General features: G+C 51.8%; 19 protein-coding genes. 11 read left to right on the top strand and 8 right to left on the bottom strand.

Features of this window, described 5'->3' with window-relative positions:
- Positions 1–2: 2 nt before the first annotated feature.
- Positions 3–320: a DUF3155 domain-containing protein gene (locus tag ACQ4M4_RS16030; protein WP_430685443.1), complete on the top strand. Its 318-nt coding sequence runs from the start codon at positions 3–5 to the stop codon at positions 318–320.
- Between the two features lie 614 nt (positions 321–934).
- Positions 935–1,807 (top strand): carboxylating nicotinate-nucleotide diphosphorylase, encoded by an 873-nt coding sequence (gene nadC, locus ACQ4M4_RS16025; protein WP_430685442.1) that lies wholly within the window; start codon positions 935–937, stop codon positions 1,805–1,807.
- 561 nt (positions 1,808–2,368) lie between these two features.
- On the opposite strand, the gene ACQ4M4_RS16020 is transcribed toward nadC, so the two are convergent.
- Together ACQ4M4_RS16020 and ACQ4M4_RS16015 are read right to left on the bottom strand one after the other, a co-directional pair.
- A complete protein-coding gene (locus tag ACQ4M4_RS16020) occupies positions 2,369–2,656 on the bottom strand; it encodes a YkgJ family cysteine cluster protein (protein WP_430685441.1) in 288 nt (95 codons plus the stop codon).
- Positions 2,657–2,961: 305 nt separating this feature from the next.
- Entirely contained in the window at positions 2,962–3,216 is a 255-nt protein-coding gene (locus ACQ4M4_RS16015) for a YkvA family protein (RefSeq protein ID WP_430685440.1), read from the bottom strand.
- Positions 3,217–3,681: 465 nt separating this feature from the next.
- On the opposite strand from ACQ4M4_RS16015, the gene ACQ4M4_RS16010 reads away from it, so the two are divergent.
- From ACQ4M4_RS16010 to rnc, 3 genes are all read left to right on the top strand, one after another.
- Positions 3,682–5,589 carry a transketolase C-terminal domain-containing protein gene (locus ACQ4M4_RS16010; protein ID WP_430685439.1) on the top strand — a complete coding sequence of 636 codons (1,908 nt, stop codon included), beginning with the start codon at positions 3,682–3,684 and terminating at the stop codon, positions 5,587–5,589.
- A gap of 301 nt (positions 5,590–5,890) precedes the next feature.
- On the top strand, positions 5,891–6,361 hold the full coding sequence (locus tag ACQ4M4_RS16005; RefSeq protein WP_430685438.1) for an NYN domain-containing protein: 471 nt from the start codon (positions 5,891–5,893) through the stop codon (positions 6,359–6,361).
- A gap of 153 nt (positions 6,362–6,514) precedes the next feature.
- A complete protein-coding gene (gene rnc / locus ACQ4M4_RS16000; RefSeq protein ID WP_430685437.1) occupies positions 6,515–7,222 on the top strand; it encodes a ribonuclease III in 708 nt (235 codons plus the stop codon).
- Positions 7,223–7,326: 104 nt separating this feature from the next.
- On the opposite strand, the gene ACQ4M4_RS15995 is transcribed toward rnc, so the two are convergent.
- The 3 genes from ACQ4M4_RS15995 to ACQ4M4_RS15985 all read right to left on the bottom strand — a co-directional run bounded on the left by ACQ4M4_RS15995 (position 7,327) and on the right by ACQ4M4_RS15985 (position 11,120).
- Positions 7,327–8,403, bottom strand: coding sequence for a c-type heme family protein (locus ACQ4M4_RS15995; protein WP_430685436.1), 1,077 nt, complete (start codon positions 8,401–8,403; stop codon positions 7,327–7,329).
- Positions 8,404–8,820: 417 nt separating this feature from the next.
- Positions 8,821–10,263, bottom strand: a complete 1,443-nt coding sequence (gene hydA / locus ACQ4M4_RS15990; protein ID WP_430685435.1) for a dihydropyrimidinase — start codon at positions 10,261–10,263, stop codon at positions 8,821–8,823.
- Positions 10,264–10,715: 452 nt separating this feature from the next.
- Positions 10,716–11,120 (bottom strand): allophanate hydrolase-related protein, encoded by a 405-nt coding sequence (locus ACQ4M4_RS15985; RefSeq protein WP_430685434.1) that lies wholly within the window; start codon positions 11,118–11,120, stop codon positions 10,716–10,718.
- A gap of 602 nt (positions 11,121–11,722) precedes the next feature.
- Between ACQ4M4_RS15985 and ACQ4M4_RS15980 the strand changes: the two genes are divergently transcribed.
- From ACQ4M4_RS15980 to ACQ4M4_RS15965, 4 genes are all read left to right on the top strand, one after another.
- Positions 11,723–12,931, top strand: a complete 1,209-nt coding sequence (locus ACQ4M4_RS15980) for an ABC transporter ATP-binding protein (RefSeq protein WP_430685433.1) — start codon at positions 11,723–11,725, stop codon at positions 12,929–12,931.
- A 157-nt stretch (positions 12,932–13,088) separates the two neighbouring features.
- Complete coding sequence (locus ACQ4M4_RS15975; RefSeq protein WP_430685432.1) at positions 13,089–14,402, top strand: ABC transporter substrate-binding protein; 1,314 nt, start codon at positions 13,089–13,091, stop codon at positions 14,400–14,402.
- A 140-nt stretch (positions 14,403–14,542) separates the two neighbouring features.
- On the top strand, positions 14,543–15,400 hold the full coding sequence (locus ACQ4M4_RS15970; protein ID WP_430685431.1) for an ABC transporter permease: 858 nt from the start codon (positions 14,543–14,545) through the stop codon (positions 15,398–15,400).
- 43 nt (positions 15,401–15,443) lie between these two features.
- Positions 15,444–16,250: an ABC transporter permease gene (locus ACQ4M4_RS15965; RefSeq protein WP_430685430.1), complete on the top strand. Its 807-nt coding sequence runs from the start codon at positions 15,444–15,446 to the stop codon at positions 16,248–16,250.
- 295 nt (positions 16,251–16,545) lie between these two features.
- Here the strand turns inward: ACQ4M4_RS15965 and ACQ4M4_RS15960 are convergent, their stop codons facing one another.
- The 3 genes from ACQ4M4_RS15960 to ACQ4M4_RS15950 all read right to left on the bottom strand — a co-directional run bounded on the left by ACQ4M4_RS15960 (position 16,546) and on the right by ACQ4M4_RS15950 (position 20,567).
- On the bottom strand, positions 16,546–17,853 hold the full coding sequence (locus ACQ4M4_RS15960; protein ID WP_430685429.1) for an ABC transporter substrate-binding protein: 1,308 nt from the start codon (positions 17,851–17,853) through the stop codon (positions 16,546–16,548).
- A gap of 246 nt (positions 17,854–18,099) precedes the next feature.
- Positions 18,100–19,170: an AI-2E family transporter gene (locus ACQ4M4_RS15955; protein ID WP_430685428.1), complete on the bottom strand. Its 1,071-nt coding sequence runs from the start codon at positions 19,168–19,170 to the stop codon at positions 18,100–18,102.
- 152 nt (positions 19,171–19,322) lie between these two features.
- Positions 19,323–20,567, bottom strand: a complete 1,245-nt coding sequence (locus ACQ4M4_RS15950) for a vWA domain-containing protein (protein ID WP_430685427.1) — start codon at positions 20,565–20,567, stop codon at positions 19,323–19,325.
- Between the two features lie 271 nt (positions 20,568–20,838).
- On the opposite strand from ACQ4M4_RS15950, the gene ACQ4M4_RS15945 reads away from it, so the two are divergent.
- Both ACQ4M4_RS15945 and ACQ4M4_RS15940 read left to right on the top strand, forming a co-directional pair.
- On the top strand, positions 20,839–21,525 hold the full coding sequence (locus ACQ4M4_RS15945; protein ID WP_430685426.1) for an ATP-dependent Clp protease proteolytic subunit: 687 nt from the start codon (positions 20,839–20,841) through the stop codon (positions 21,523–21,525).
- Between the two features lie 112 nt (positions 21,526–21,637).
- Positions 21,638–22,267 carry an ATP-dependent Clp protease proteolytic subunit gene (locus tag ACQ4M4_RS15940; protein ID WP_430685425.1) on the top strand — a complete coding sequence of 210 codons (630 nt, stop codon included), beginning with the start codon at positions 21,638–21,640 and terminating at the stop codon, positions 22,265–22,267.
- The last annotated feature ends 7 nt before the right edge of the window (positions 22,268–22,274 follow it).

Raw genomic sequence — 22,274 nt, 5'->3', positions numbered from 1 at the left:
GGTTGGCAAGGAGACGCAAGCGTAAGAGCCGTCGTCGTTTAGAGGGACGCCGAATTCTAGAATTAATCCCTCAGTTCAGTATTGAATGTGGTGAAGATAAGCCTGTCACCGCTGCTCGGAAGTTCATTCAGGCAGAAGGTATTGTTCCTCCTGCGCTGCTGTTGGTTAAACGCAACGAGCATACAACTGACCGTTATTTTTGGGCTGAGAAGGGACTGTTTGGCGCTCAATATGTAGAAGAGAACCATTTCCTATTTCCCAGCTTGCGATTCAGCGATGAGGAGGAGATTGAGGCTCTGGTCGCTGCTTCAGGTCGATGATCTTCTGAACAATTGAATAGCTGCAAGAGCGATCGCTTCACGTCGCCTGCTCAACGACTAAGGCCCCCCCACTGTTGCGCTGCAATGTGTTGTCCTGCAAGACTGTGCATCACGTTCTATTTGAACAATGCTGACGAATTTTGCAGAATTGGGCATATCTCTTGCACTCTCACAGAAGATTTGTTTCTATCCGGCGGAGCTAGGTTTCTAGCTCCGCTTTCTCGTTATAGGATTTGATACCATTCCCATCTACTACAGTGCGTAGCATATGTAACGCTTATCAATGAAAATGGGCGGTGGAAGCAGGTTTCGCCCGATTTTGAGCTTCTTTATTGACCTTTCGGAAATTTTTGCAGCTTCCGTGGCAATCCATCATCATCAATCCGATAGAGTTTGAGCTGAGCGATCGCACCCCTGAACGTCTGTCTCGTGAATCGATGCCCCCAATAGTTAGGCCAAGTGTCGGCGGCTAGTGTCGGCGGCTTTTGCCAACTTCACTGTAGATTTAGAGGTCGCTCACTTATGCTTTTTCAAATAATTATTTTAGGATTTGCCGATGAGCGCGACACTGCACGCTCTCAAGATCATCTATCAATTTGACATCACGATTCGCTATGGTCTCCACTGCTGTTTTGCCGCCTCACCTTGTGCTTGATCCGCTACTGAATCAATGGTTACTTGAAGACATTGGCCGGGGCGATCGCACAACCCAGGGCATCTTTCCTCAGGGGGCACCCGCCGGCGCTGCTCAGTGGATGTGCAAAGAAGCGGGCGTTGTGGCAGGGCTGCCCGTAGCCCAGCGTGTTTTTGGGTTACTTAACCCCACGGTCACGTTTGTGCCGTTGGTGGAGGATGGGGCCTGGTGCGATCGCGGCACCGTCATTGCTCGCATTGAGGGGCCGTTGGATGCCTTGCTCATGGGTGAGCGAGTCGCACTCAACTTAGCCATGCGCCTTAGCGGTATTGCCACCCTCACGCGCACGTATGTGGACTGCATTCACGATTTGCCCACCCAGTTGGTGGATACGCGCAAGACGACTCCAGGGCTGCGGCTGCTAGAAAAATATGCCACTCAGGTGGGCGGTGCCGTCAACCATCGAGTGGGCTTAGATGACGCAGTCATGATTAAAGACAATCACATTGCCGCAGCAGGGGGCATTGCTCAGGCGATCGCCCACATTCGGCAGCGCATGCCTTATCCCCTCACCATTGAGGTAGAAACAGAGCGGTTGGAGCAGGTAGCCGAGGCCCTAGAGCACCGGGCCGATATCATCATGCTAGACAACATGCCAATAGACCTGATGCAGCAAGCAGTCAAACTCATTCGAGAGCAGAGCGATCGCATTTTGATTGAAGCATCGGGCAACATTACCCTTCACACGCTGCGCCCCATTGCCGAAACCGGAGTCGATTTTATTTCAACCAGCGCTCCTATTACCCGCTCAACTTGGCTCGATCTCAGCATGTCGATGCAGGCCATATCGTAAAACGATGACAATCTCGCAAGCGCCTATTTGCTCTCATGAAAAAATCGCCTATGGTGAATACAGCTAAATTCAATGCAACAGCTCGTGAGTTGAGTCATTGAAGTTGGTCAGTTGTGTGTTCCATGTTTTATGACGTTGTTGCACTTGTGCAATTCAACTCAACTATTCAGCTTGCTTATATTGCCAGCTGAATGTTTCCTAAAGCCAGTTCCACAACTCCTTTTGGAGCTGTTTGGTTTGGCGCTATCCAGGCAGCCAAGGGAACAAAAGCATTGTTGGGTTCGAGACCTTGTCTCGAACCCAACAATGCTTCAATGACGCTTATGTTCTATCCATGTCCAAATCACTCAAGCGCAAAGCCCCCAATCCACGTCAGACTTCTAGCCAACGATTCACGGCAGCAGTTTTAGTTCATGTCCGTTGAAGTTCGATTTCGGCGAACGGTGCTTCAGCCTATCCAAAACTGACGTTAATTGACGTTATGTAGATTGCAGCCCGTTAGATAGGATACCAACGATAGATTGAGGTCAATGGGTTCTTAAACGGCGATCTGCTCGTCTGCTAGAGAGACGAAGGTGTCGAGTTGGGTGCAGTTGCCGCTTCCAATTGCAGCAATTGGGCGATCGCCTCTTCTGCTGTGGTGCAGCACATCTCTTGCGACGGTTTGAGGCTGCTGCATACGGCTGGACGCTCTGGTTTGCCAAAGAGTAAGCATCGATTATCGTCGGTTAGCTGAATGCACCGCACTCCAGCAGGCTTGCCATTGGGCAGTCCTGGAATTGGGGATGAAATTGACGGAGCAATACAGCACGCCCCGCAGCCAACGCGACAGTCCATAGCCGTCATCATGCCAAATTAATGTGTTCAACAACGCAACCCTTAGCTTACCGTGAGGGCGATCGCTGCTCCCGTTTGCCCCAGGCATCCTCCCCACTCAAAAACCCGCCTCTACAGATGTAGAACACGGGTTTGCAGAACGTCAGTTTCGGTTAAAAGCTTTTCTGAGGTTTGTGCGACGCGCAAACCTCAGAAAAGCCTAATTTTGCGTGCGCGACGCGCACGCAAAATTAGGCACTTCAGCTTATTCAAAACTCAGGTTTGCAGAATCCTAAATCATTGAGATCTCATCAAATCTCAGCCAACGCTTAGCCCGCTTACGCTTCGGTCTGGGCGGAGTTCTTTTGCTTAAGCGATCGCACGTATTTCATCACTTCAGGCGATAACTCCGTCAGCACCAACGATACAAGCAATGCATCATCAATTTGCCCTAAAAACGGGAGCATATCCGGCAGAAAATCGAACGGGCTAATCACATACACCAACGTTGCTGCCGCCATCCACCAGCGATATTTCGGATGAGCCAGCAGTTTACGAAACAGTTGATAAACGGGGCGAGCAAAGAATTTCATGGGTGTAATTCCGAAGCCAACATTCATGATCGTTACAGACTTTTTAATGGATCGGAGGCTTGGGGATGTGCGGATTTCGCGGCTTTTATTGGAGGGAAAGTCCCATCCCGCGATCGCAGGTCGCTCACCAACGCAAGAATTGCCTTGCATTCGATCCCATGATTGCCTACCATCAGCGTAGATATCAGACGATCTAGCACCAGGGCTGACATCAGCTTTTTGGACTGCGAACTTTGAGGCATTGGATTTTTGCCCTGCAAAAGCTGAGTCCATTTCCAAGCTGAACGTTAGACCGATTGAACTGGATCTGCCGTCTGGTGCTTTGGGCAACAAGACACGTTTTCCTCAAAGCGATACGCTGTCTTCAAGATTTCAACCATTCGCTGCCCAGCTTGCATTCAACCCTTGGTTCGCGCTGCAACAGCGGCTCGCTAGTTCTACACGCCCTTTCATAGTCACGAAACCATGAGCAACACCTCATTTCCTATCGACCTGAGCGCCTATAAAGCTGTCACGCTCGATCCATCCAATTCAACGCTCACTAGCGAGCAGCGCGAGGCGCTCACATCCAACATTCAACTCTGTCGTGATGCGATCGTATTCTTTACCGCAACGGGTGCGGCGCGGGGCGTTGGCGGACACACGGGCGGCCCCTACGATACCGTTCCCGAAGTGATGATTCTGGATGCCCTGTTTCGCAGCCAGCCCGATCAGTTTGTACCCATCTTTTTTGATGAGGCCGGACACCGAGTGGGCACTCAGTACCTGATGTCGGTGCTGCGCGGTCACATGTCTGCCGAGCAGTTGATGAAGTACCGTGCGGCGGACTCCACCCTGCCCGGGCACCCCGAACTGGGCCTCACCCCCGGTGTGGAATTTAGCTCGGGCCGTTTGGGCCACATGTGGCCCTATGTCAACGGTGTGGCCTTCGCCAACCCCGGCAAAACTGTGTTCTGCCTAGGTTCCGATGGTTCCCAGCAGGAAGGAAACGATGCGGAGGCCGCTCGCCTCGCGGTGGCCCAGCACCTGAATGTAAAGCTGATCATTGACGACAACGATGTCACGATCGCGGGCCATCCTTCCAAATATCTACCTGGCTTCAGCGTGAAGAAAACGTTGGAAGGACACGGGCTGAAGGTGCTTGAGGTGGATGGCGAAGACTTGGATGCGCTGTATGCGGCTATTTGCGAAGCGGTGAATACACCAGGGGCGATCGCCGTCATCTGCAAGCGGCCCATGTGTCCCGGCATTGAGGGACTGGAAGGCTCCAACCACGGTCATGACGTGATTTCGGTAAAAGCCGCTCTGCAATATCTGGAATCCAAGGGTCACACGGCTGCGGTGGGCTACCTCAAGGGCATTGAAGCCCCCAAGAATAGCTACAGCTTCTTGGGGATTGGCGACAAGTGGGATTCCAACCGAAACGTGTTTGGCGATGCGGTAAATGGCGTGCTGGCCGGAATGAGTGAGAGCGATCGCAAAGCCAAAGTTCTCGTGATCGACAGTGACCTGGAAGGCTCCTGCGGTCTCAAGAAAATCCACGATGCTTACCCCGAAGTGTTCATTCCCTCCGGCATTATGGAGCGGGGCAATATCTCCGCCGCCGCTGGATTCGGCATGCAAGAGGGCAAGCAAGGCATCTTTGCTACCTTTGCTGCCTTCTTGGAAATGTGTATTTCCGAAATCACCATGGCGCGCCTCAACCGTTCCAACCTGCTGTGCCACTTCTCCCACTCCGGTGTGGATGACATGGCCGACAACACCTGCCACTTCGGTCTCAACAACTTCTTTGCCGACAACGGCCTGGATGACGGCTATGACACCAAGCTCTACTTCCCCGCCGATGCGAACCAAATGAAGGCAGTGGTGAATTCCATCTTCTTCAATCCGGGTCTGCGGTTCATTTTCTCGACTCGCTCCAAAACGCCCATCCTGCTGGATGAAAGCTGTAAGGAACTCTACGGCGAAGGCTACACCTTCACTCCCGGCAAGGATGAAGTGGTCCGCGAGGGCACCGCTGGCTACATCGTCAGCTTTGGCGATGCTCTGTACCGCGCCTTGGATGCTGTAGAGCGCTTGAAGCAAGAGGGCATCGACGTGGGCCTGATCAACAAAACCACCCTCAACGTGGTAGACGAAGACATGATGGCCAAGATCGGCAAAGCCCCCTTCGTGCTAACGGTTGAAGCCTTCAACCGCCGCACCGGATTGGGCAGCCGCTTTGGCTCCTGGCTGCTGGAGCGGGGCTACACACCCAAATTTGGCTACCTGGGCACCTACCACGAGGGTTGCGGTGGCCTGTGGGAACAGTATCCCTACCAAGGCATTGACCCCACTGGCATCATGAACAAAGTGAAATCTTTGGTTGGCTAATTGGTGTAAGAGTTTTTATGTTTGGGAGGTGCGTGGTTTACGCACCTCTTTTTTTACCCAATTCATCGAAAATTTATTGGTCATTCATTGACGCGGCTAAAAATATTTGCCATATTTAACAACAAGACAGAAAGATGATGTCCTAGATTTTCGCTTCAAGAGCAGAACCGCGCAGTTCTGCTTCTGAAATGAAAATTCAGCCTTCTTGGATTACAGCTTCTAGAGGGGAGTCTGTTTTCTATTGTTTTGCTTCTTTCTGCCTCTCAAATACTGCGCTAGTAAAAAATTAAATGACACATCTATGACACCCTCGATCAATAATGTGACGGTGAAAAATTTCCGCATTGCTATTTATTGGGATTGGCAGAATATCAAGGTAAAGTTTGAGGAACAGCTACAGAAGTTAGAGCAGTTTGTTAGCAGCAAAGGTTCTATTGTTTCACGAGTTATCTTTGCTCACTGGTCGAAAGAACCAGAGAAGTGGGAATCTCTATTCGATGATTTGAACTATGAATGCATTAATGCGATCGCATCAAGAAAAAAGAGAAACAATGCAGACCGAAAACTTATTTCTCATATCAGACGCTACGCTCTTAATGACCCTAAAATTCACACGGTTGTTTTAATTTCAGGAGATGGAGATTTTAGGCAGATTGTTCGAGAGTTGAAGGCCAAAAATAAACGAGTTATTCTTGTTGTTCATGATAAGAAACAGGCAAATGATGAGCTCATAAAGCTTGTTGATGAATGCCAGTTCCTTTCTGCTTTATAGTCTGAGTCTGGTAATTTAGATAAACTAGAGCCCTTTAACATTCCCGCAAGTTGTTTGGGAATGCTAAAGGGCTTTAACTATTCAGTGGGGTATATGAATCACTGAACACAGCTCTAATGCTCATAAGGCGACTTTAGTCACCTTGTATTCCTAATGATGAAAGGCAAATCAAAGCTATTAAATTTTCGCAATCAGGCGCTGTTGACTCAGGCGCTGACGCATCGCTCGTTTGTGAATGAGAATCCGGGAGAGGTGGATAACGAGCGGTTGGAGTTTTTGGGTGATGCGGTGCTGACGTTTTTGTGTGGGGAGTATCTGTATCGGCGGTTTCCCAACATGGGCGAAGGGGATATGACCCGCTGGCGCTCGCGTCTGGTCGATGAGCAGCAGCTCGCCAAATTTGCAAAGGCTTTGGGATTAGATGCGCGCATGCGATTGGGGCGGGGAGCCCTGCGAGATGGTGGGAATCAAAACCCCAACTTGCTCAGCAGCACGTTTGAGGCCGTTGTGGGCGCGCGATTTTTGGATTGCGATCGCTCCGTTGATACCTTGCGGCCCTTAGTTGAAGCGCTGTTTGACACGGTACCAGCACTATCGAGCCTGTCACAAACCAGCATTACTACAACGAATAAAGATCCCAAAAGCCAGTTCCAGGAATGGGTGCAGCGGCATATGGGTCACATTTTGCCCTCATACATCACAAAGCGCGTGTCAGGGGTAGACCACGCACCAGAGTATCGCGCACGAGTTTACGTCAAGGAGGAGCCCTATGGAGAAGGTCGGGGCAGCAGCAAAAAAGAAGCCGAGAAAGCCGCCGCACGAGATGCCTTACTTCGATTACGACAAGCAGGCAGATCTTAGCAATCGCAACCATTTATAGGTAATGCATCCATCTTCAGCCCAACGTGTGATAGCAAACCCCTGTTTAGGCTCAGCCATCCAATCGCCCAGCAGCAGATCAAGCGTTAGATCGACGTATCTGGAGATGCTTTACGTTTGCGAATTTCGCCAGCTTTCTTCTTCAAGTCTTGGAAGTAGTCACTTTCAACAATCTCTGCAACTTCCTTGGCCTTTCGGGTTTGATCAATTTCGATGGTTAGCTCACGGATTTGCTCGCGCATGCGTTGTTCTCGGGCGACAACTTCGTTCACCATAGTTTGAAAAATTCGGCCCAGTTGCCCAAGCTCATCGCGCCGCTTGACAACACCAGTTAGTTTTTCTATCTCTATGTCGTGAACATCATTCTCAGTTTTGATGTCACCCACGGCCAACTGTTGGGACACGCGAGCCAATGTCTGCACCGGGTGCAGCACAGTCGGCTTCAGCAATCGATTGAGGCAGAAGAGGGCGATCGCAAACACCCCCACAAAAATGCCCATAATCGACGAGAATGCCCGACGAGCACTGGTAAATACTTCGGTTGCAGGCACGTAAACCACCTGCGCTCCAATTGGAGTGTTGAGTGGCCAGTCAAATCCATGCTCACGTCCATATACACTCAACATGGACTGAGGCGCATCATCCGGCACACCATGGCACTTCAAACACGAAGACTTACGAACGACGATGGGATGCGCACTATAAAATACTGACCCCAACTCAGGCACCGTACGAAATCCAGACAATTCTGATAAGCTTTCATTGCCTTTGAACTGGTTGACCAAATCTGCTTCAAACGGATCGGCCAAATCATTCAAGTTTGTCGGATTGAGCACCGCTTCTTTATAAGACAGATGGCTGTATTCAGAATTTGTAGCCCGCAGGTTTTCGTACACGCGTCGAGCCGAGTAAGCAGGAACGACTTCTGGGACAAACTGATCAGGCGCTAGTTGGGCCTCTAGCAATGGACGCACTTGCTGATCGGTATAGGTGCGAACGGCATTGATGCTTTGCATGAGCACAGTGCCCTCAGAAATAATTTGCCGCTCAGCCCGCTTTTGCAGTACTTCGGACAGCGCCAATCCACCGATCGCGCTACCAACAAAGTACACAATTAGTAATAGCAAGGTGAACTTTGTGCCAAGTTTGAGCTGGCTTATCATACGACCATTTCCATAGTGCTAGTGAGCAAGTGCCGATGTCCCTCATGCCGCCTCTACATTGCACAGCATAGTTCTGGCGCTATAAAGACTCTGCGATCTATAGCTGTCGCTCGCTTAGTCAAGACAGGGAACGTTTTGAGACCGCAAAGCCGCTCTCACTGTCTTCATCAAAATGGCGATCGCTACAATTCGGGTTGGAAGTGGACAAGAATGAATACTCGCCAACTGAATCGCAATCCGCACAATATCCCCTCGGTTCGCAAACTCTTCATTTGCCCTTTGCGCGATCGCCCTGCATGCTGCCCGTGTGTAAAGCTTTCGTCAACCCTGGATAGATAGCGCACCAACACCACTCCAGCATCTCAGGCATTCAGCCTTCCCATAGAAACGTTCAATCCCAACATCAGCGAATTCAGCCTATGCCATGATCCGACCCGAAGCCGATCGCCGCTGATATTGGCCCATGCCCGTTTCGCCCAACCATTGCTCGCCATCCACAATCATCCGCCCCCGCAAAAAGACTTTTTCCACCTTGCCCAATACATGAAACCCTTCGTACAGCGAGTAATCTACCACCGAATGATGGGTTGCAGCACTGAGAACATGGGGTTTGCGGGGATCGAACAGAACCAGATCGGCATCGCTACCCACCGCGATTGTTCCTTTGCGCGGAAACAGGCCAAACATTTTGGCGGGCGCAGTAGCAGTCAGTTGCACAAAGCGATTGAGTGTGAGGCGATGCTGGTTTACCCCACCATCAAACAGTAGCGGCAGACGAAACTCAACGCCTGGTGCCCCATTGGGAATCTTCTCAAAATTACCCAGCCCCAGTTGTTTCGACTTATTTAGGCCATGCGGGTTTTCGTTAAAGCAGAAAGGACAGTGATCGGTGGACACAATTTGCAAATCGTCGAACTTGAGGCCCCGCCACAGGGCATGTTGGCACTCCGACTCGCGCAGAGGGGGCGTCATCACATATTTGGCAGCTTCAAACCCAGGGCGATCGTATTCTTCAATCGTGAGAAACAGGTAGTGAGGACAGGTTTCGGCAAAGGCAGGAATGCCGCGATCGCGCGCTTCCACCACCGAATCCAATGCTTCCTTGGCCGACAAGTGCACCATATAGACGGGTACTTCCGCCAGTTCTGCCAGTCGAATTGCCCGATGCGTCGCCTCAGCTTCCATAATGCGGGGCCGTGTCAGGCCATGAAACTTGGGGGAGGTATTGCCCTGAGCTAGCGCTTCTTCAATCAAGACTTGAATCACTTCGCCATTTTCGGCATGCACGTTGATCATGCCGCCGTGGTGCCCAGCGACCCGCATCGCTCGAAAAATATCGGCATCGCTGACCATCAACACGCCGGGATACGCCATAAACATTTTGAAGCTGGAAACTCCGTCGCGATCGATCAGGTCAGGAATTTCGGCCAACGTATCAGGATTCACATCAGTGAGAATAATGTGAAACCCAAAATCAACACAGGCTTGCGGTTCTGCTAAAGCCAACCGTGCATCCAGCGCTTGCTTAGGACTTTGGCCTTTGCGCTGTAGGGCAAAATCGACAATGGTGGTGGTTCCGCCAAAGGCTGCCGATCGCGTTCCCGTTTCGTAGCTATCCACGGTTTGCGCATCGCCCAGGTCAAACTGCATGTGGGTATGCACATCAATACCACCCGGCATCACCAACAAATCTGATGCGTCAATCACCTCCAAATTGGAGTTCGCAACCCATTCAGCACTAATGTCGCTATCACTCGCGGCGATCGCCTCAATTCGCCCATTTCGAATAAAAATATCAGCAACGTAATCATCCACAGCGGTCACAATGCGGCCGCCTTTGATTTGCACAACATTTGTCATAGGAGTTTGGTTTAGTACGAATCTATATGCACCGTGCATACCGTTCAGGACTGCCGTACTCCGTCCACACTGCTAGGAATTTGGGATAACGCGTCAGTCCTATACTGTTGATTGTGTCGTGCATTTGCGGTTGCACAAGGCTTTGTCGAGATTCAGCAGAGGAACTTGACTTTTCTCAAAGAAAATCCACAGGACTTATCTCTCCTATCAACCACATCGCAAACGGGCTGCTGCTAGACACTCCATGCCATGAAAAACACGCGTTCTGGACGAGCCAACGCACTCATTTGTGAGGATGGCGCATGCAGAAAGGCCCTAAACGCAAAAAAGCCCCTGGCGAACCAGGGACTGCGTTTTGTAACAAGGAATCATCGTTCGCAACAGGTGAAAAGGAAGAAAACCTGCTCGGTTTAGAAAACTCTCGATGGATCAGCAGAGAGGACAGCGCTGCCTTAGGCTGTTGCAGCAGCGGCCTGTTTATAGGCCAACCAGCCCCCATGGTGCGACACATCTTCCCAACCGTATTGCTCGATCAGCTCACGGGGATACAGAAAGGCGATCGCCGTCTCTCCGCCCTCTAGCTTGACCTCGGCAGGATACATATTTGGAGGCTCGTTGGCCGCCAAGTATTCGTACTGTTCTAAGGTCATTTCATACACTTCGCCAGGAATAGAAATGCCGCCTTCGCCCAGTTCATAAATGCCAGGATGCCAGCCATCTTTGACCGAGTGAAGCCGATAGATAGGCTGAGTTTTTGCCTCGCAGACAAACGCTGCCCCACCCAAATTTTGGTGATCTGGCTGGCCTCGCAGTGCAGACCCGCAAATAAAAATCCGCTTTGTTTCAGCCTGGGTCATAGCGCTGGTGTACTCCTTAAACGTGAATTTTTGACGTGTGGCTGGTTAGTTTGCACAGTCGCTTGCACCGTTGGCGATCGCCCAAATGAGTTCAGCACACTCGTTTCTGCAAAGAACCAACACCCCAACCGGCAGATGAGATGCCTACAAGTGCAACACAGAAATGGCGATCGACACTGTTCGCTCAACAACCCCAGCTTGAGAGCGTGTCCTCAAGTTTCCCACGTTGCTGCGCCAACGCTCACAACACCAGGAAACTCAAAAGGAAATTTTTCAACGAAGAAATGTGTATAGAAACACAGTTCAAATCTGCCAACACCTGTATACAGTATACAGATTACGGCACTTAAAAGTGATGCAGCGGTAACAAAATTCGAAGTCTTCGCCCCATCTTAAATTTTTATGCAGTTGATTTGCGTGATTTAGACTGAACCCTAGCCGCGATCGCCAACGCCACACGCATATTTCAGCCTTAGCTGTCAACCGCCAAGAGCAGGGTCTCTTAAAAAAAGTAACGTAAAATACAACTCAACCGTGGCAAAACATATTTAAGTGTTCATCAGATTTGCGCCTAGCCTACTCTCCCTCTCCAATGCAAAATCATGGTCAATCCTCCCTTTTCGGCAACCACCTCCTCCATCGGTGAAGAGCAAACCCAAGCCTCAATTACCGCTGCCAGCAACTTACAGCAAGAGTTGGCGTCTCACTCAGCTGGGGTTACGCTCCGCTCAGTCACCAAGCGGTATGGCAACGGGTTTCTCGCCGTTGAAAGCATCGACATGGAAATCCCGGCAGGGTCTTACTGCTGTTTGCTTGGCCCTAGCGGTTGCGGCAAAACCACAACCCTGCGCATGATTGCAGGCCATGAATCCATTACCAGTGGCGATCTCTACATTGGCTCTACCCGAGTCAACAATCTCCCAGCCACCAAGCGCAACACCGCCATGATGTTTCAAAACTATGCGCTATTTCCTCACAAAACGGTTTGGGAGAATATTGAGTTTGGCTTGAAAATGCAAAACATTGCCAAAGCAGAGCGGGCGCGTCGTGTGGATGAGGTGATTGACATTGTGGGCTTGGGTAAGTTTGCCCAGCGCAAACCTCATATGCTGAGCGGTGGTCAGCAGCAGCGTGCAGCCTTGGCACGGGCACTGGTTACCCGGCCTGCCGTGCTCATGCTCGATGAGCCCCTCAGCGCCTTGGATGAAAACCTACGAGTCAAAACCCGCAGCGAACTGCGCCGATTGCAAAAGCAATTTGGCATGACGTTCATTCAAGTAACCCATGGGCAGGATGAGGCATTTGCCCTATCCGACAAGATCGTGGTGATGGATCATGGACGCGTTGATCAAGAAGGGACTCCCCAAGAAATTTTCACCACACCGGCCTCTCGATTTGTGGCGCGGTTTGTCGGGGACAACAATATTTTTGTTGGCAAGGTTACAGCGATAGAGCCAAATGCAACCTACGGTAGCGTGGTGACCTTAGAAGTCGATCAGCTGGGCACGTTTCACTGCCGGGGAACTGGAGCCAGCGTGGGGATGACAGCGGCTTGCTGCGTTCGGAGCGATCGCCTCACCATGGTGCCCTATCCCCCCACCCAGGCGCATGCGGTCAATCAGCTAACGGCCCGAGTGACCGCGATCGAATTTACCGGATACATTACTCGGGTTTCGCTCATGACCGAAACGACCGGAGAAGAGGTCACCTACAAAGTTCGCAGCCATGATTGGTCATCGACTGCGGCACAAGAAGGGCAGCTTGTCACCTTAACGTGGGGCATTGAAGACTGCATCTTCCTGTCCCACTAATTGTTGTCCATGCGTCTTTGCGTAGTCTGGCTGTCGCTCTAGCTCCTCAGCTCAGGGTGATCTCCCACGCGGCAATGTCAACCTCATCAGGTCATGGCCCTATCCGCGTCCTCACACTCACGAACCAATTCATCATTTCATTCAACTCATAAGGTCTATGTCTAACATTTCTCGTCGTCAACTCATTCGCACAGGTCTAGCAGCAAGTGCCGCATTTGCCGCTACCCGTTGTGCCCGCACCGATGCCCCCGCTGGCACCCCGAACAACCCATCTCCGGGTCCTCAGGTCAATACCAATCAAATCAAAGATGTCACCCTACGCTTCATTGGAACGGGTGTGTCTCAAATCAACGAAATTCGTAATAAAGCCCAGGAAGATTTGGGCTTTAAGATTGAGCCCCGCGCCCTCAGTACCGAAGAAAACAACCAGATCGCCATCACCCAACCTCGTCAATACGATATTTTTGATGGAGAGTACTTCAGCCTGCCATTGGTCATTCCATCGGGCAACTTGCAGCCCATTGATGTGAAGCGGGTGACCAACTACGACCAAATCGTGCCCTTCTTTACCAGTGGTAAATTTGACGGAATGCCCGTTGAGCAGTCACAAGGCACCGCTCCCTACAAGGTGATGTACGTCACTGGCCCTGACTCCAAGGAGTTTTCTTCAACCCCAACCGATTACGCAACGCTGATTCCGTTCCAGTACAATGCCGACACGCTGGGCTATCGCCCCGATTTGGTTGGTCGCGAAATCACCTCTTGGGCCGAGCTGTTTAACCCCGAGTTTCGTGGAAAAACCTCGATTCTCGATATTCCTCAGATTGGCATTATGGATGCGGCCATGGTGGCCGAGGCGGCTGGCCTCATGTCCTTTGGCGACAAGGGCAATATGACCCGCCAAGAGATTGATCAAATCATTGACATTCTGAAAGAGCAAAAAGCCAACGGACAGTTCCGCGCCTTTTGGAAGACTTTTGATGAATCGGTGAACTTGATGTCGTCGGGTGAGGTGGTGCTGCAATCCATGTGGTCGCCTGCGGTGACTGCGGTGAAGTCACGCGATATTCAATGCGTATATGCACCGCTGGAGGAAGGGTATCGCGGCTGGGGCGGCGGTATCGGCCTCTCCAAGAACCTCAGCGGTATTGCCCTGGATGCCGCTTACGAATACATCAACTGGATGCTGGAAGGTTGGGTTGGCGCGTTCCTGGGTCGCCAAGGCTACTACAGCGCAGCACCTGAGCTGGCGAAGAAGTATATGTCCCAGGCCGAATGGGATTTCTGGTATGAGGGCAAGCCTGCTGCCGAAGATATGGTAGATCCCTTTAACAAAACCCTTGAAAAGCAGGGTGCTGTTCGCGATGGTGGCTCGTTTAAAGAGCGGTTTGGCAACATTGTGTGCTGGAACTCCACCATGCAAGAGAACACCTATTTGGTGCAGAAGTGGAATGAGTTTATTGCTTCATAACGAGGTGCATCCCTAAATAGAGTGTCAGGGGAGAGGCGATCGCCTCTCCCCTGACACTTGAACCAAAAACCTAGCTTACTTGTTTCGCCATTACCTCGGGCGATCGCTTCTCTTGTTTGGCTTCCTCATGGACACATCCCATGGATAGAACCTCCAAAACTCTGCAAACCTATCTCTTAGCAGCCCCACAAACCCTTGTCTTGCTGCTATTTCTGGTATTGCCCATTGCCATGATTTTCATCGTGAGCTTTTGGCAATTCACCGGGTTCTCCATGGAGCCAGGTTTTACCCTCGACAACTACACCGCTATCTTTTCGTCGGATGTGGCGCTGCGCACCTTCATCAACACCTTTAAGTACGTGGTGCTGGTGTGGAGCCTTACGCTAGTGATTGGCTATTTAGTTGCCTATTTTCTAGCGTTTTATGTAGAAGATAAGCGACTCCAAATCTTGCTGTTCTTGATTTGTACCGTGCCATTTTGGACATCCAACATCATCCGCATGATCTCGTGGATTCCGCTGTTGGGGCGCGAGGGCTTGGTCAACTCGCTGCTGCTGAACGCGGGTCTGATTCAGCAACCCCTGGAATGGCTGCTCTATTCCGACTTTGCGGTGGTGCTGGGCATGGTGCACCTCTACAACTTCTTTATGATCGCTCCCATCTTCAATAGTTTGATGCGCATCGATCGCAACCTCATTACCGCTGCGGAAGATATGGGCGCATCCGGATTGCAGATTTTTAAGGAAGTGATTTTGCCGCTGTCGGCTCCGGGTATTGCCATTGGCTCCATTTTTGTTGTGACGCTGGTGATGGGCGAGTTTGTCACGGTTCGGTTGATGGGGGGCGGCCAGTCAGCATCGATTGGCAAGCTGATCCAAACGCAAATTGGCAGCATTCAGTACCCATTGGCGGCGGCAAATGCGGTGATTTTGCTGCTGGTCACCATGATTTTGGTATTGGCTATTTTGCGCGTTGTCGATATCCGCAAAGAACTGTAGCCCGCTCGATACACATAGAAGACAGGCGTTAGGAAACCAGGCTATGAGAAAGCGATCGCTCACGTTTTATGTGCTAGCTGCCTTTTTTGCATTGTTTGTGCTGTTTTTGTACGGCCCCATGTTCTCGATTTTTGCCCTGTCGCTTCAGGGGCCAGAGGGTGGACTCACCTTTCCGATGCGGGGTTTTAGCTTTTATTGGCTGGGGCAGGTGTTTCAGGAGCAGCGGGTTGGCAACTTTGTGGACTCCTTTTGGCGATCGCTGGTGTTGGGTCTGGTTGTCATGCTGCTATCCCTGATTGTTAGCGTCACGGCGGGGCTTGCCTTTCGCAATCGGTTCAAGGGGGCAGGTACGCTGTTTTATCTCACCATTGCCAGCCTGATTGTGCCGAGCATTCTCATCTCTTTGGGAATTGGGATTGTGTTTCAAGTGCTGGATTTGCCGACGGGCTGGCTGTCCTCTGGCCTAGGAGCACACCTCACCTGGACGGTACCGTTTGCCTTCTTAATTGTGCTGGGCATCTTCAACCGCTTCAACCCATCCTATGAGGAAGCTGCGCGCGATTTGGGAGCCAGCGATGTCGTCACCTTTTGGGACATCATTTTTCCGCTCATTTTGCCAAGCTTGTTGGGCATTGGCATTCTGTCCTTCACCCTGTCTTACGACGAATTTACGCGAACCTCTCTCATTTCGGGATCGGGCAACACCCTACCGCTCGAAATTTTTGGCATGACGACGAATGTGACATCGCCTGCGCTGTATGCCCTTGGAACGCTCACGACGCTGTTTTCGTTTGGCCTAATTGCGATCGCATTTTTGGGTTACAACTACTTCTCGGTCAAACAAAAGTAAGCCACCGATAATTCAAAGCAGCAACTGAGCATAGCCATGGAGTCGCTCGCTTGATTGGAAGAGCTTGAACCATCAGCACCACATCTTCCACAGTGCTGGAACACCAAACCATGATGAGTAGGCTTGCGACAAGCAGCGATGCGCACAGTCGGTCAACCCATGGCGAGAGATTAACCATCGAGTTGAGCTGGAAGAAACGTTCCTTTTCGCTTTCATCACAAAAGGCGTGTTTGTTTCACAAAACAAACACGCCTTTTAGGTTCAGGAAGCAACCGCTTGGCGATGAGCCCAGCGCTTAGCGAGCATCCCATTCAGTCGCCGCATCGGTTACGGCTTGGTCAACTGTTTTTTCGCCGAGCATCGCCGCTTGCAAGTTGTCGTACACAATCTTTTGCAGCTCTTTCACATCTTTGATTTGAGGTAGCAGCACTTCTGCTGACTCCATTTGCGTGGCGCTAACGGCACGAGCCTTGTCGATGGGCGCTCCACCTTCAGCACCCGCGGTAAAAAAGGCATCGTTCAATGCATCACGGGTTGAGGGCAACACATTGGCAGCCTTGGCAAAGGCTAACTGGTTTTCGTTATTCGTAACGTACAGTGCAAAGGCAACTGCCGCATCCGGCTGGTCAGTCCCTTTAGGGACAACCAGGTTCATTACGGCAACGCTCTTTTTGCCTGTAGAGCCCGAAATTTGTGGGGCGGTTGCAGACACTTCGGCGATCGCCGGAGCATTCGTCTCCACCGTCTTCAAAAACTGAGGGCCAGTCGAGAGTACAGCAGTTTCGCCAGCTTGGAACAGCTCAATGCCGCGCCGATGCCCCTGTGTCAGCACTTCGCGAGGCAGCAGCCCTTGCTGATACAAATCCGTCCAATACTGGAATACGGCTCGACCTTCGGGAGTGTTGAACGCAGCATTTCCGTCCTCATCCACCAATGTTGCGCCCATTTGGGTGAAGGATTGCAACACCTCGGCCGAATCGGTGGGAACCAACGTGGCAAAGAAAGCGTACTTACCCGTGCGATCGCGCACTTGTTTTGCAACTGCTGCCAATTCCTCGTAGGTTGTGGGTGGCTGAGCGACTCCCGCCTGCTCCAGTAGCTGAGCGTTATAGATGGCAACACTGGTCGTCAAATACCAGGGCAACCCAAAGGTTTGACCATCCAGCATGCTTGCTTCCCAAATTTTGGGAAGGTATTGGTCACGCACCTCGGCAGGCACCTTGTCATCCAGCATCAGCCAGGCGTTGCGTCCGGCCAACTGCGCCGCAAAATCTGGATTCAGATTCACCACATCCGGTGCGGTTCCTGCCGACACAGCCGTCAGAATTTTGCTTTGCATATCGCCCCAGGGCACATCTACCCACTTCACGGTAATGCCCGGATTTTCTTGCTCAAACTTGGCAATCAGCTCGTTGAAATAATCCGTGAACTGAGGCTGAAGCTGCATCGTCCAAAACTCGATCTCTGCATTGCCATCTGCCCCATTACCCGATGCCTGGGGCGGCTGTGAGGGGCTGCAGCTCATCAGCCAGCTCAAGCACAGACCCAGCACAGCAAAAATTCCAAGTCGCCAAGACCGTTTCCAAAAGTGTCGTCTATTCATACCTAACCTCCACTGCCATCAACGTTAGCACCCGATCGCCCACGCTCACACAGCAGAATCGATAGACCCGTTTCCCTTTACAAAAGTGCCCACGAGTTCCCATCACGCCAACGTTCGTTGGTTCTGACTAGAACTTGCACCTGAGTGCAGGCCGGTGCGTCACGCCTGTCTGGCAACGTTGGAGCATAAGTGGGAAAGCAAGATTACTGCGATCGCCTTTAGGCCGTGTTGGGCAGCACTCGTGCATTACCGAATGACAGGTGCTTTGTGTGGTTTGGACGGGCGATCGCTACGGGTACCCAACAGATCCTCAACATACAGCAGCTTCACCAAAATGTAGACCACCGCTGCCATTGGGGTAGCCACCAACACCCCCATAGGCCCAAACAAAAATCCCATAATCAGAACGGCACTTAGCGTGAGGGCAGGCGGCAAAGATACCGTTTTTTGCTGCACAATTGGCGTGAGAATATTGCCCTCTATCTGTTGCGCCACAAAAAAGAACAGCGCCACGTAAAGAGCCTTGGGAATACCCTGGGTAAAGGCAATCAGCACAGCGGGAACCGCTGATAACAGCGATCCTACGATAGGAATGAACTCCAACAGCCCCGACACAACTCCTAGCGGTATTGCCAGTGGCACATTCAGAAGCATCAGCCCAATCGCCACGACAGTACCAATCGTCACCATCGCAATTAATTGCCCCAACAGCCAAGCCTGTAGTCCATCCACAATTTGGCTGATCACTTCCTGCGCTCGCTGGCGGCCATTGGGCGGAATGAGGGTAATCACACCCTTACGATATAGACGCGGCTCGATCGCCAAAAACACACCTGTAAACACAATAAATAGAACGTTGGCCAGAATTCCCAACGTATTGGCAAACGTTCCCGTAAGGCGAGCGATGAGGTTGGGACCGGGCAAAGACTGTTGATCACCCCAAATGCGCTCCAACGGAGAGTCGCCCAAGGTTTGCGAAATGAAGGCATCCATCTGATCCCAAGCCACAGCGAGGGTATCTACCAACTGATCGGTCTGGTTAAGGACTTCGGGAATAAAGAAAAATCCGCCCAGTCCGAGCGCCACCAAAGCTGTTAATAACACCACAATCACAGCACCCTTGTGGGAGAGTGGTGTGTATCGGGCAAGGGGCTTAGCGCTCGTTCGCAGGGCGATCGCCATCAGAATGCCCAAAAACACCAGCAGCAGCATATTCGCAATCGTCCACAGCAACCACACCAGCCCAAACACAGCAATCACCACTCCGACGGTGATCAACACACGCTGAAAATATTGGGCGTTGGTGAGGCGATGCATGAGTTAGGCAGGAACAGCAACAGTAAACATCAACAAGGGCATTCGCAAGAACAGCCCTTTGGAAAGAAATATGATGTTCTTCCAGCCTCTAGCGGAAGTGCAGATTCTGCATCACTCGACAGATAGAGCTAAACAACTAGAGCAAACAACCGCTACTGCCCCTGAAGGGTCGTTTTGGATGCAATGCGGGTCTTTTTGCGATCGCTCTCGGATAAATCTTCTCCGGCTTGTAGGCGCGTAGCATTTTGCTGAAGCACCGTGGCGGCATTTTGATCGCCCATTTGCAGGGCTGTTTTGGCAGCGGTTTGCAGCATGGTGGCAGCTCCAGTGCGATCGCCCTGTTGCAGTTTGGTTTCGGCAATTTGGGTTTGGCGATACTTAGCCAATGCCAGTACATGCTGCTGCACATCGGCATTGGTTTGAGGTTGGTAGCCCTGGCCTACTGTTGCCGACACCGTTAACGACTCAGACATCAGCCCTTCTTGATTGTGGGCTGGATCGTCGTAGCGCACCTGCAAATCCAGCAATGGCTGCTGACCTTCGGGCAACTGGCTGGCATAGAGGTTCACCAATACAACCCGGGGCGAATCCACCATCAGGTCTCCCAATCGGGCGATCGCCTGAGTGCCTTCTTGCATCAGCCCAAGTTCGATCGTGTCGGGCACGACCTGGGCAACGGGCTTCAGCTCTGCCAACCGTACGCCAGGCCGCAGCGACATGTGCAAATGGGCATTAGTCAGCGCCACCGATTGCACCCGCTTGAACAGGCGACCAAACTCCTCTACAGCGGCTTCTGGCTGTTGAATATAGGCCAACGTGCCACCACCTGCATCGGCAATTTTTTCCAGAATGTCCTGGTTCCAGTTGTCGCCAAAGCCCAGCGTACTCAGCGTCATGTTGTAGCCTGCCGCCAATTGAGCCAATTTGAGACAGCGATCGTTGTCGCCATGCTCGTTTTCGCCATCTGTCAGCAAAAATGCCTGGGAAATCGTTTCTTTCTTGCCTTTGGCCAATTCTTCAATGCCCAGGCGCATGCCTTCGTCGATGGCCGTACCGCCGCTGGGTTTTAGTTTGTTGATTTCGACTTTGACCCCGGCTGAACTGGTAATGACCTGATTGGGCACCAGCACCTTGGCCTTGTGGTCAAACACCACAATCGAGAGGCGATCGCCCGGTGACAGATTATCCAAAATCTTCAGCGCAGCCTGCTTCACCGTTTCCAGCGGTCGCCCACTCATGGAACCGCTGTGATCCAAAATCAAACACAAATTCAGCGGAGCGGTACGCCCCAGAGCCTCTGGCACCGCCGAAATCGACACCGCAAGCTGCCGTTGGCTGCTGGCCTGCGACACATCCAAGTTCACATCACTCAATGCTGCTTGCAGACCAACCTTCATAGCCCACGCTCCTCAAGACACTGAACGCCGATACGTTAATAACCTCACCGCCGCGATCGCCCACTCCGGAGAACCCACCCAAGTTTCCATCTTGCGCTTCAATCTCATGATGGTGTGAAACCAGCCAAAACCAGCGCAAGTCCAGAAAAATCAGGGGCGATCGCCGCCAAAACTCCGAAACCCGATCCCCCTCTCAGGTTCACGCTACTATGGTAAGAGGAATGCCCATCAACCGGGCATTGGCTCAAGCAACTGCAACCAATCGCAACGTATGAATCAACCGATTAAGGCTGTTCAGTCCTCCTTCTACGGCGATGCGTATACCCGCACCCCTCCGCCGGATCTGCCATCGTTGCTGCTCAAGGAGCGCATTGTCTATTTGGGCGGCCCCTTGCATTCCCTCGATGACGAAAAGCTAGACCCTCGCAAAGACTTTACCCGACTGATTATCGCGCAACTTCTCTATCTTCAGTTCGAAGATCCCGAAAAGCCCATCTTCCTCTACATCAACTCCACTGGCACCACCTGGTACACCGGAGAAACCATTGGGTTTGAGACCGAAGCCTTTGCCGTGTGCGACACCCTGAGCTACATTAAGCCACCTGTTCACACCATTTGCATTGGCCTAGCGCAGGGAGCCGCCGCCATGATTTTGTCGGCAGGTACTAAGGGCTACCGGGCCAGCCTACCCCACTCCACCATCGTGCTCAATCAAGCCAAAGCGGGAGCTCAGGGCCAAGCCACCGACATTCAGATTCGAGCGAAAGAAGTGTTGGCAAACCGCACCGCTGTGCTGGATATTTTGTCGCGCAACACGGGCCAACCCGCCGAAAAAATCGCCAAAGACACCGATCGCACTTTCTATCTCACACCCTACGAAGCCATGGAATATGGCCTCATTGACCGAGTGCTAGAAAGCAGCAAAGATTTACCGAAGTCTTTACCGGCCATGGTCTAGTCTTCAGGCAAACGGTTTCGAAGGGTCTCCATCAGCTCGTTTGGTTTCTTGGGCGACCCTTGTGCAATCGCCCTTCTGCTTTCTTATCTCAACTTTTGCTGTTGACGCGCCTATGAGAGTTCCGTATCGCTATCCTGGCAGCACCAATACCCAGTTGGTCGACATTTACACCCGCTTGTTCTTTGAGCGCATTGTTTTTTTGGATAGTGCGATCGATGCCAACCTGGCCAACTTTATTGTGAGCGTGCTGTTACACCTGGATGCCGAAGATTCCAGCAAGCCCATCAGCCTGTACATCAACTCCCCCGGCGATGTCGCCATGATGGGAGCCGGGGCTTCGGTCGCGGCAGGGTTGGCCATTTACGACACGATGCAACAGGTCAAAGCCCCCATTCACACCATTTGCTTGGGAATGGCGGCTGGTACAGCGGTGATGCTACTGTCGTCGGGCACCAAGGGCTACCGCGCCTGTTTGCCCCATGCCGAGCTGGTACTCAATCCCTTTTATACCGGCACCCGGGGCCAAGCCACCGATATCCAAATTTTGGCGAATAAGGTGCTGCAGGACAAATCCATCGTGCTCGATATCTTTGCCAAGAATACTGGGCAAGCCGTCGAACGGCTGGATAAGGATACCGATCGCCGCCTCTATCTCTCGCCGCAAGAAGCGAAAGATTACGGCCTCGTCGATCACATCCTGCGCTCTCACAAAATCGATGCGTTGGCCGCTACGGCATCTTAGAACGTCC

This window comes from Leptolyngbya sp. AN02str, assembly GCF_050565595.1.
Lineage (GTDB): Bacteria > Cyanobacteriota > Cyanobacteriia > Elainellales > Elainellaceae > Kaiparowitsia.
The sequence above is the reverse complement of the archived record's forward strand: the minus strand, read 5'-3'. Positions and strand labels throughout refer to the sequence as shown.

Bases quoted from the DNA above. Each gene is read 5' to 3' on its own strand.
- ACQ4M4_RS16015 (WP_430685440.1), bottom strand. From the start codon at position 3,216: ATGAAATTCTTTGCTCGCCCCGTTTATCAACTGTTTCGTAAACTGCTG.
- ACQ4M4_RS15955 (WP_430685428.1), bottom strand. From the start codon at position 19,170: ATGCATCGCCTCACCAACGCCCAATATTTTCAGCGTGTGTTGATCACC.
- ACQ4M4_RS15945 (WP_430685426.1), top strand. From the start codon at position 20,839: ATGAATCAACCGATTAAGGCTGTTCAGTCCTCCTTCTACGGCGATGCG.
- ACQ4M4_RS16005 (WP_430685438.1), top strand. From the start codon at position 5,891: ATGACACCCTCGATCAATAATGTGACGGTGAAAAATTTCCGCATTGCT.
- ACQ4M4_RS15970 (WP_430685431.1), top strand. From the start codon at position 14,543: ATGGATAGAACCTCCAAAACTCTGCAAACCTATCTCTTAGCAGCCCCA.
- ACQ4M4_RS15965 (WP_430685430.1), top strand. From the start codon at position 15,444: ATGAGAAAGCGATCGCTCACGTTTTATGTGCTAGCTGCCTTTTTTGCA.
- ACQ4M4_RS15995 (WP_430685436.1), bottom strand. From the start codon at position 8,403: ATGATAAGCCAGCTCAAACTTGGCACAAAGTTCACCTTGCTATTACTA.
- ACQ4M4_RS15950 (WP_430685427.1), bottom strand. From the start codon at position 20,567: ATGAAGGTTGGTCTGCAAGCAGCATTGAGTGATGTGAACTTGGATGTG.
- ACQ4M4_RS16010 (WP_430685439.1), top strand. From the start codon at position 3,682: ATGAGCAACACCTCATTTCCTATCGACCTGAGCGCCTATAAAGCTGTC.
- hydA (WP_430685435.1), bottom strand. From the start codon at position 10,263: ATGACAAATGTTGTGCAAATCAAAGGCGGCCGCATTGTGACCGCTGTG.
- nadC (WP_430685442.1), top strand. From the start codon at position 935: ATGGTCTCCACTGCTGTTTTGCCGCCTCACCTTGTGCTTGATCCGCTA.
- ACQ4M4_RS16020 (WP_430685441.1), bottom strand. From the start codon at position 2,656: ATGATGACGGCTATGGACTGTCGCGTTGGCTGCGGGGCGTGCTGTATT.
- ACQ4M4_RS15975 (WP_430685432.1), top strand. From the start codon at position 13,089: ATGTCTAACATTTCTCGTCGTCAACTCATTCGCACAGGTCTAGCAGCA.
- ACQ4M4_RS15985 (WP_430685434.1), bottom strand. From the start codon at position 11,120: ATGACCCAGGCTGAAACAAAGCGGATTTTTATTTGCGGGTCTGCACTG.
- ACQ4M4_RS15940 (WP_430685425.1), top strand. From the start codon at position 21,638: ATGAGAGTTCCGTATCGCTATCCTGGCAGCACCAATACCCAGTTGGTC.
- rnc (WP_430685437.1), top strand. From the start codon at position 6,515: ATGATGAAAGGCAAATCAAAGCTATTAAATTTTCGCAATCAGGCGCTG.
- ACQ4M4_RS15960 (WP_430685429.1), bottom strand. From the start codon at position 17,853: ATGAATAGACGACACTTTTGGAAACGGTCTTGGCGACTTGGAATTTTT.
- ACQ4M4_RS15980 (WP_430685433.1), top strand. From the start codon at position 11,723: ATGGTCAATCCTCCCTTTTCGGCAACCACCTCCTCCATCGGTGAAGAG.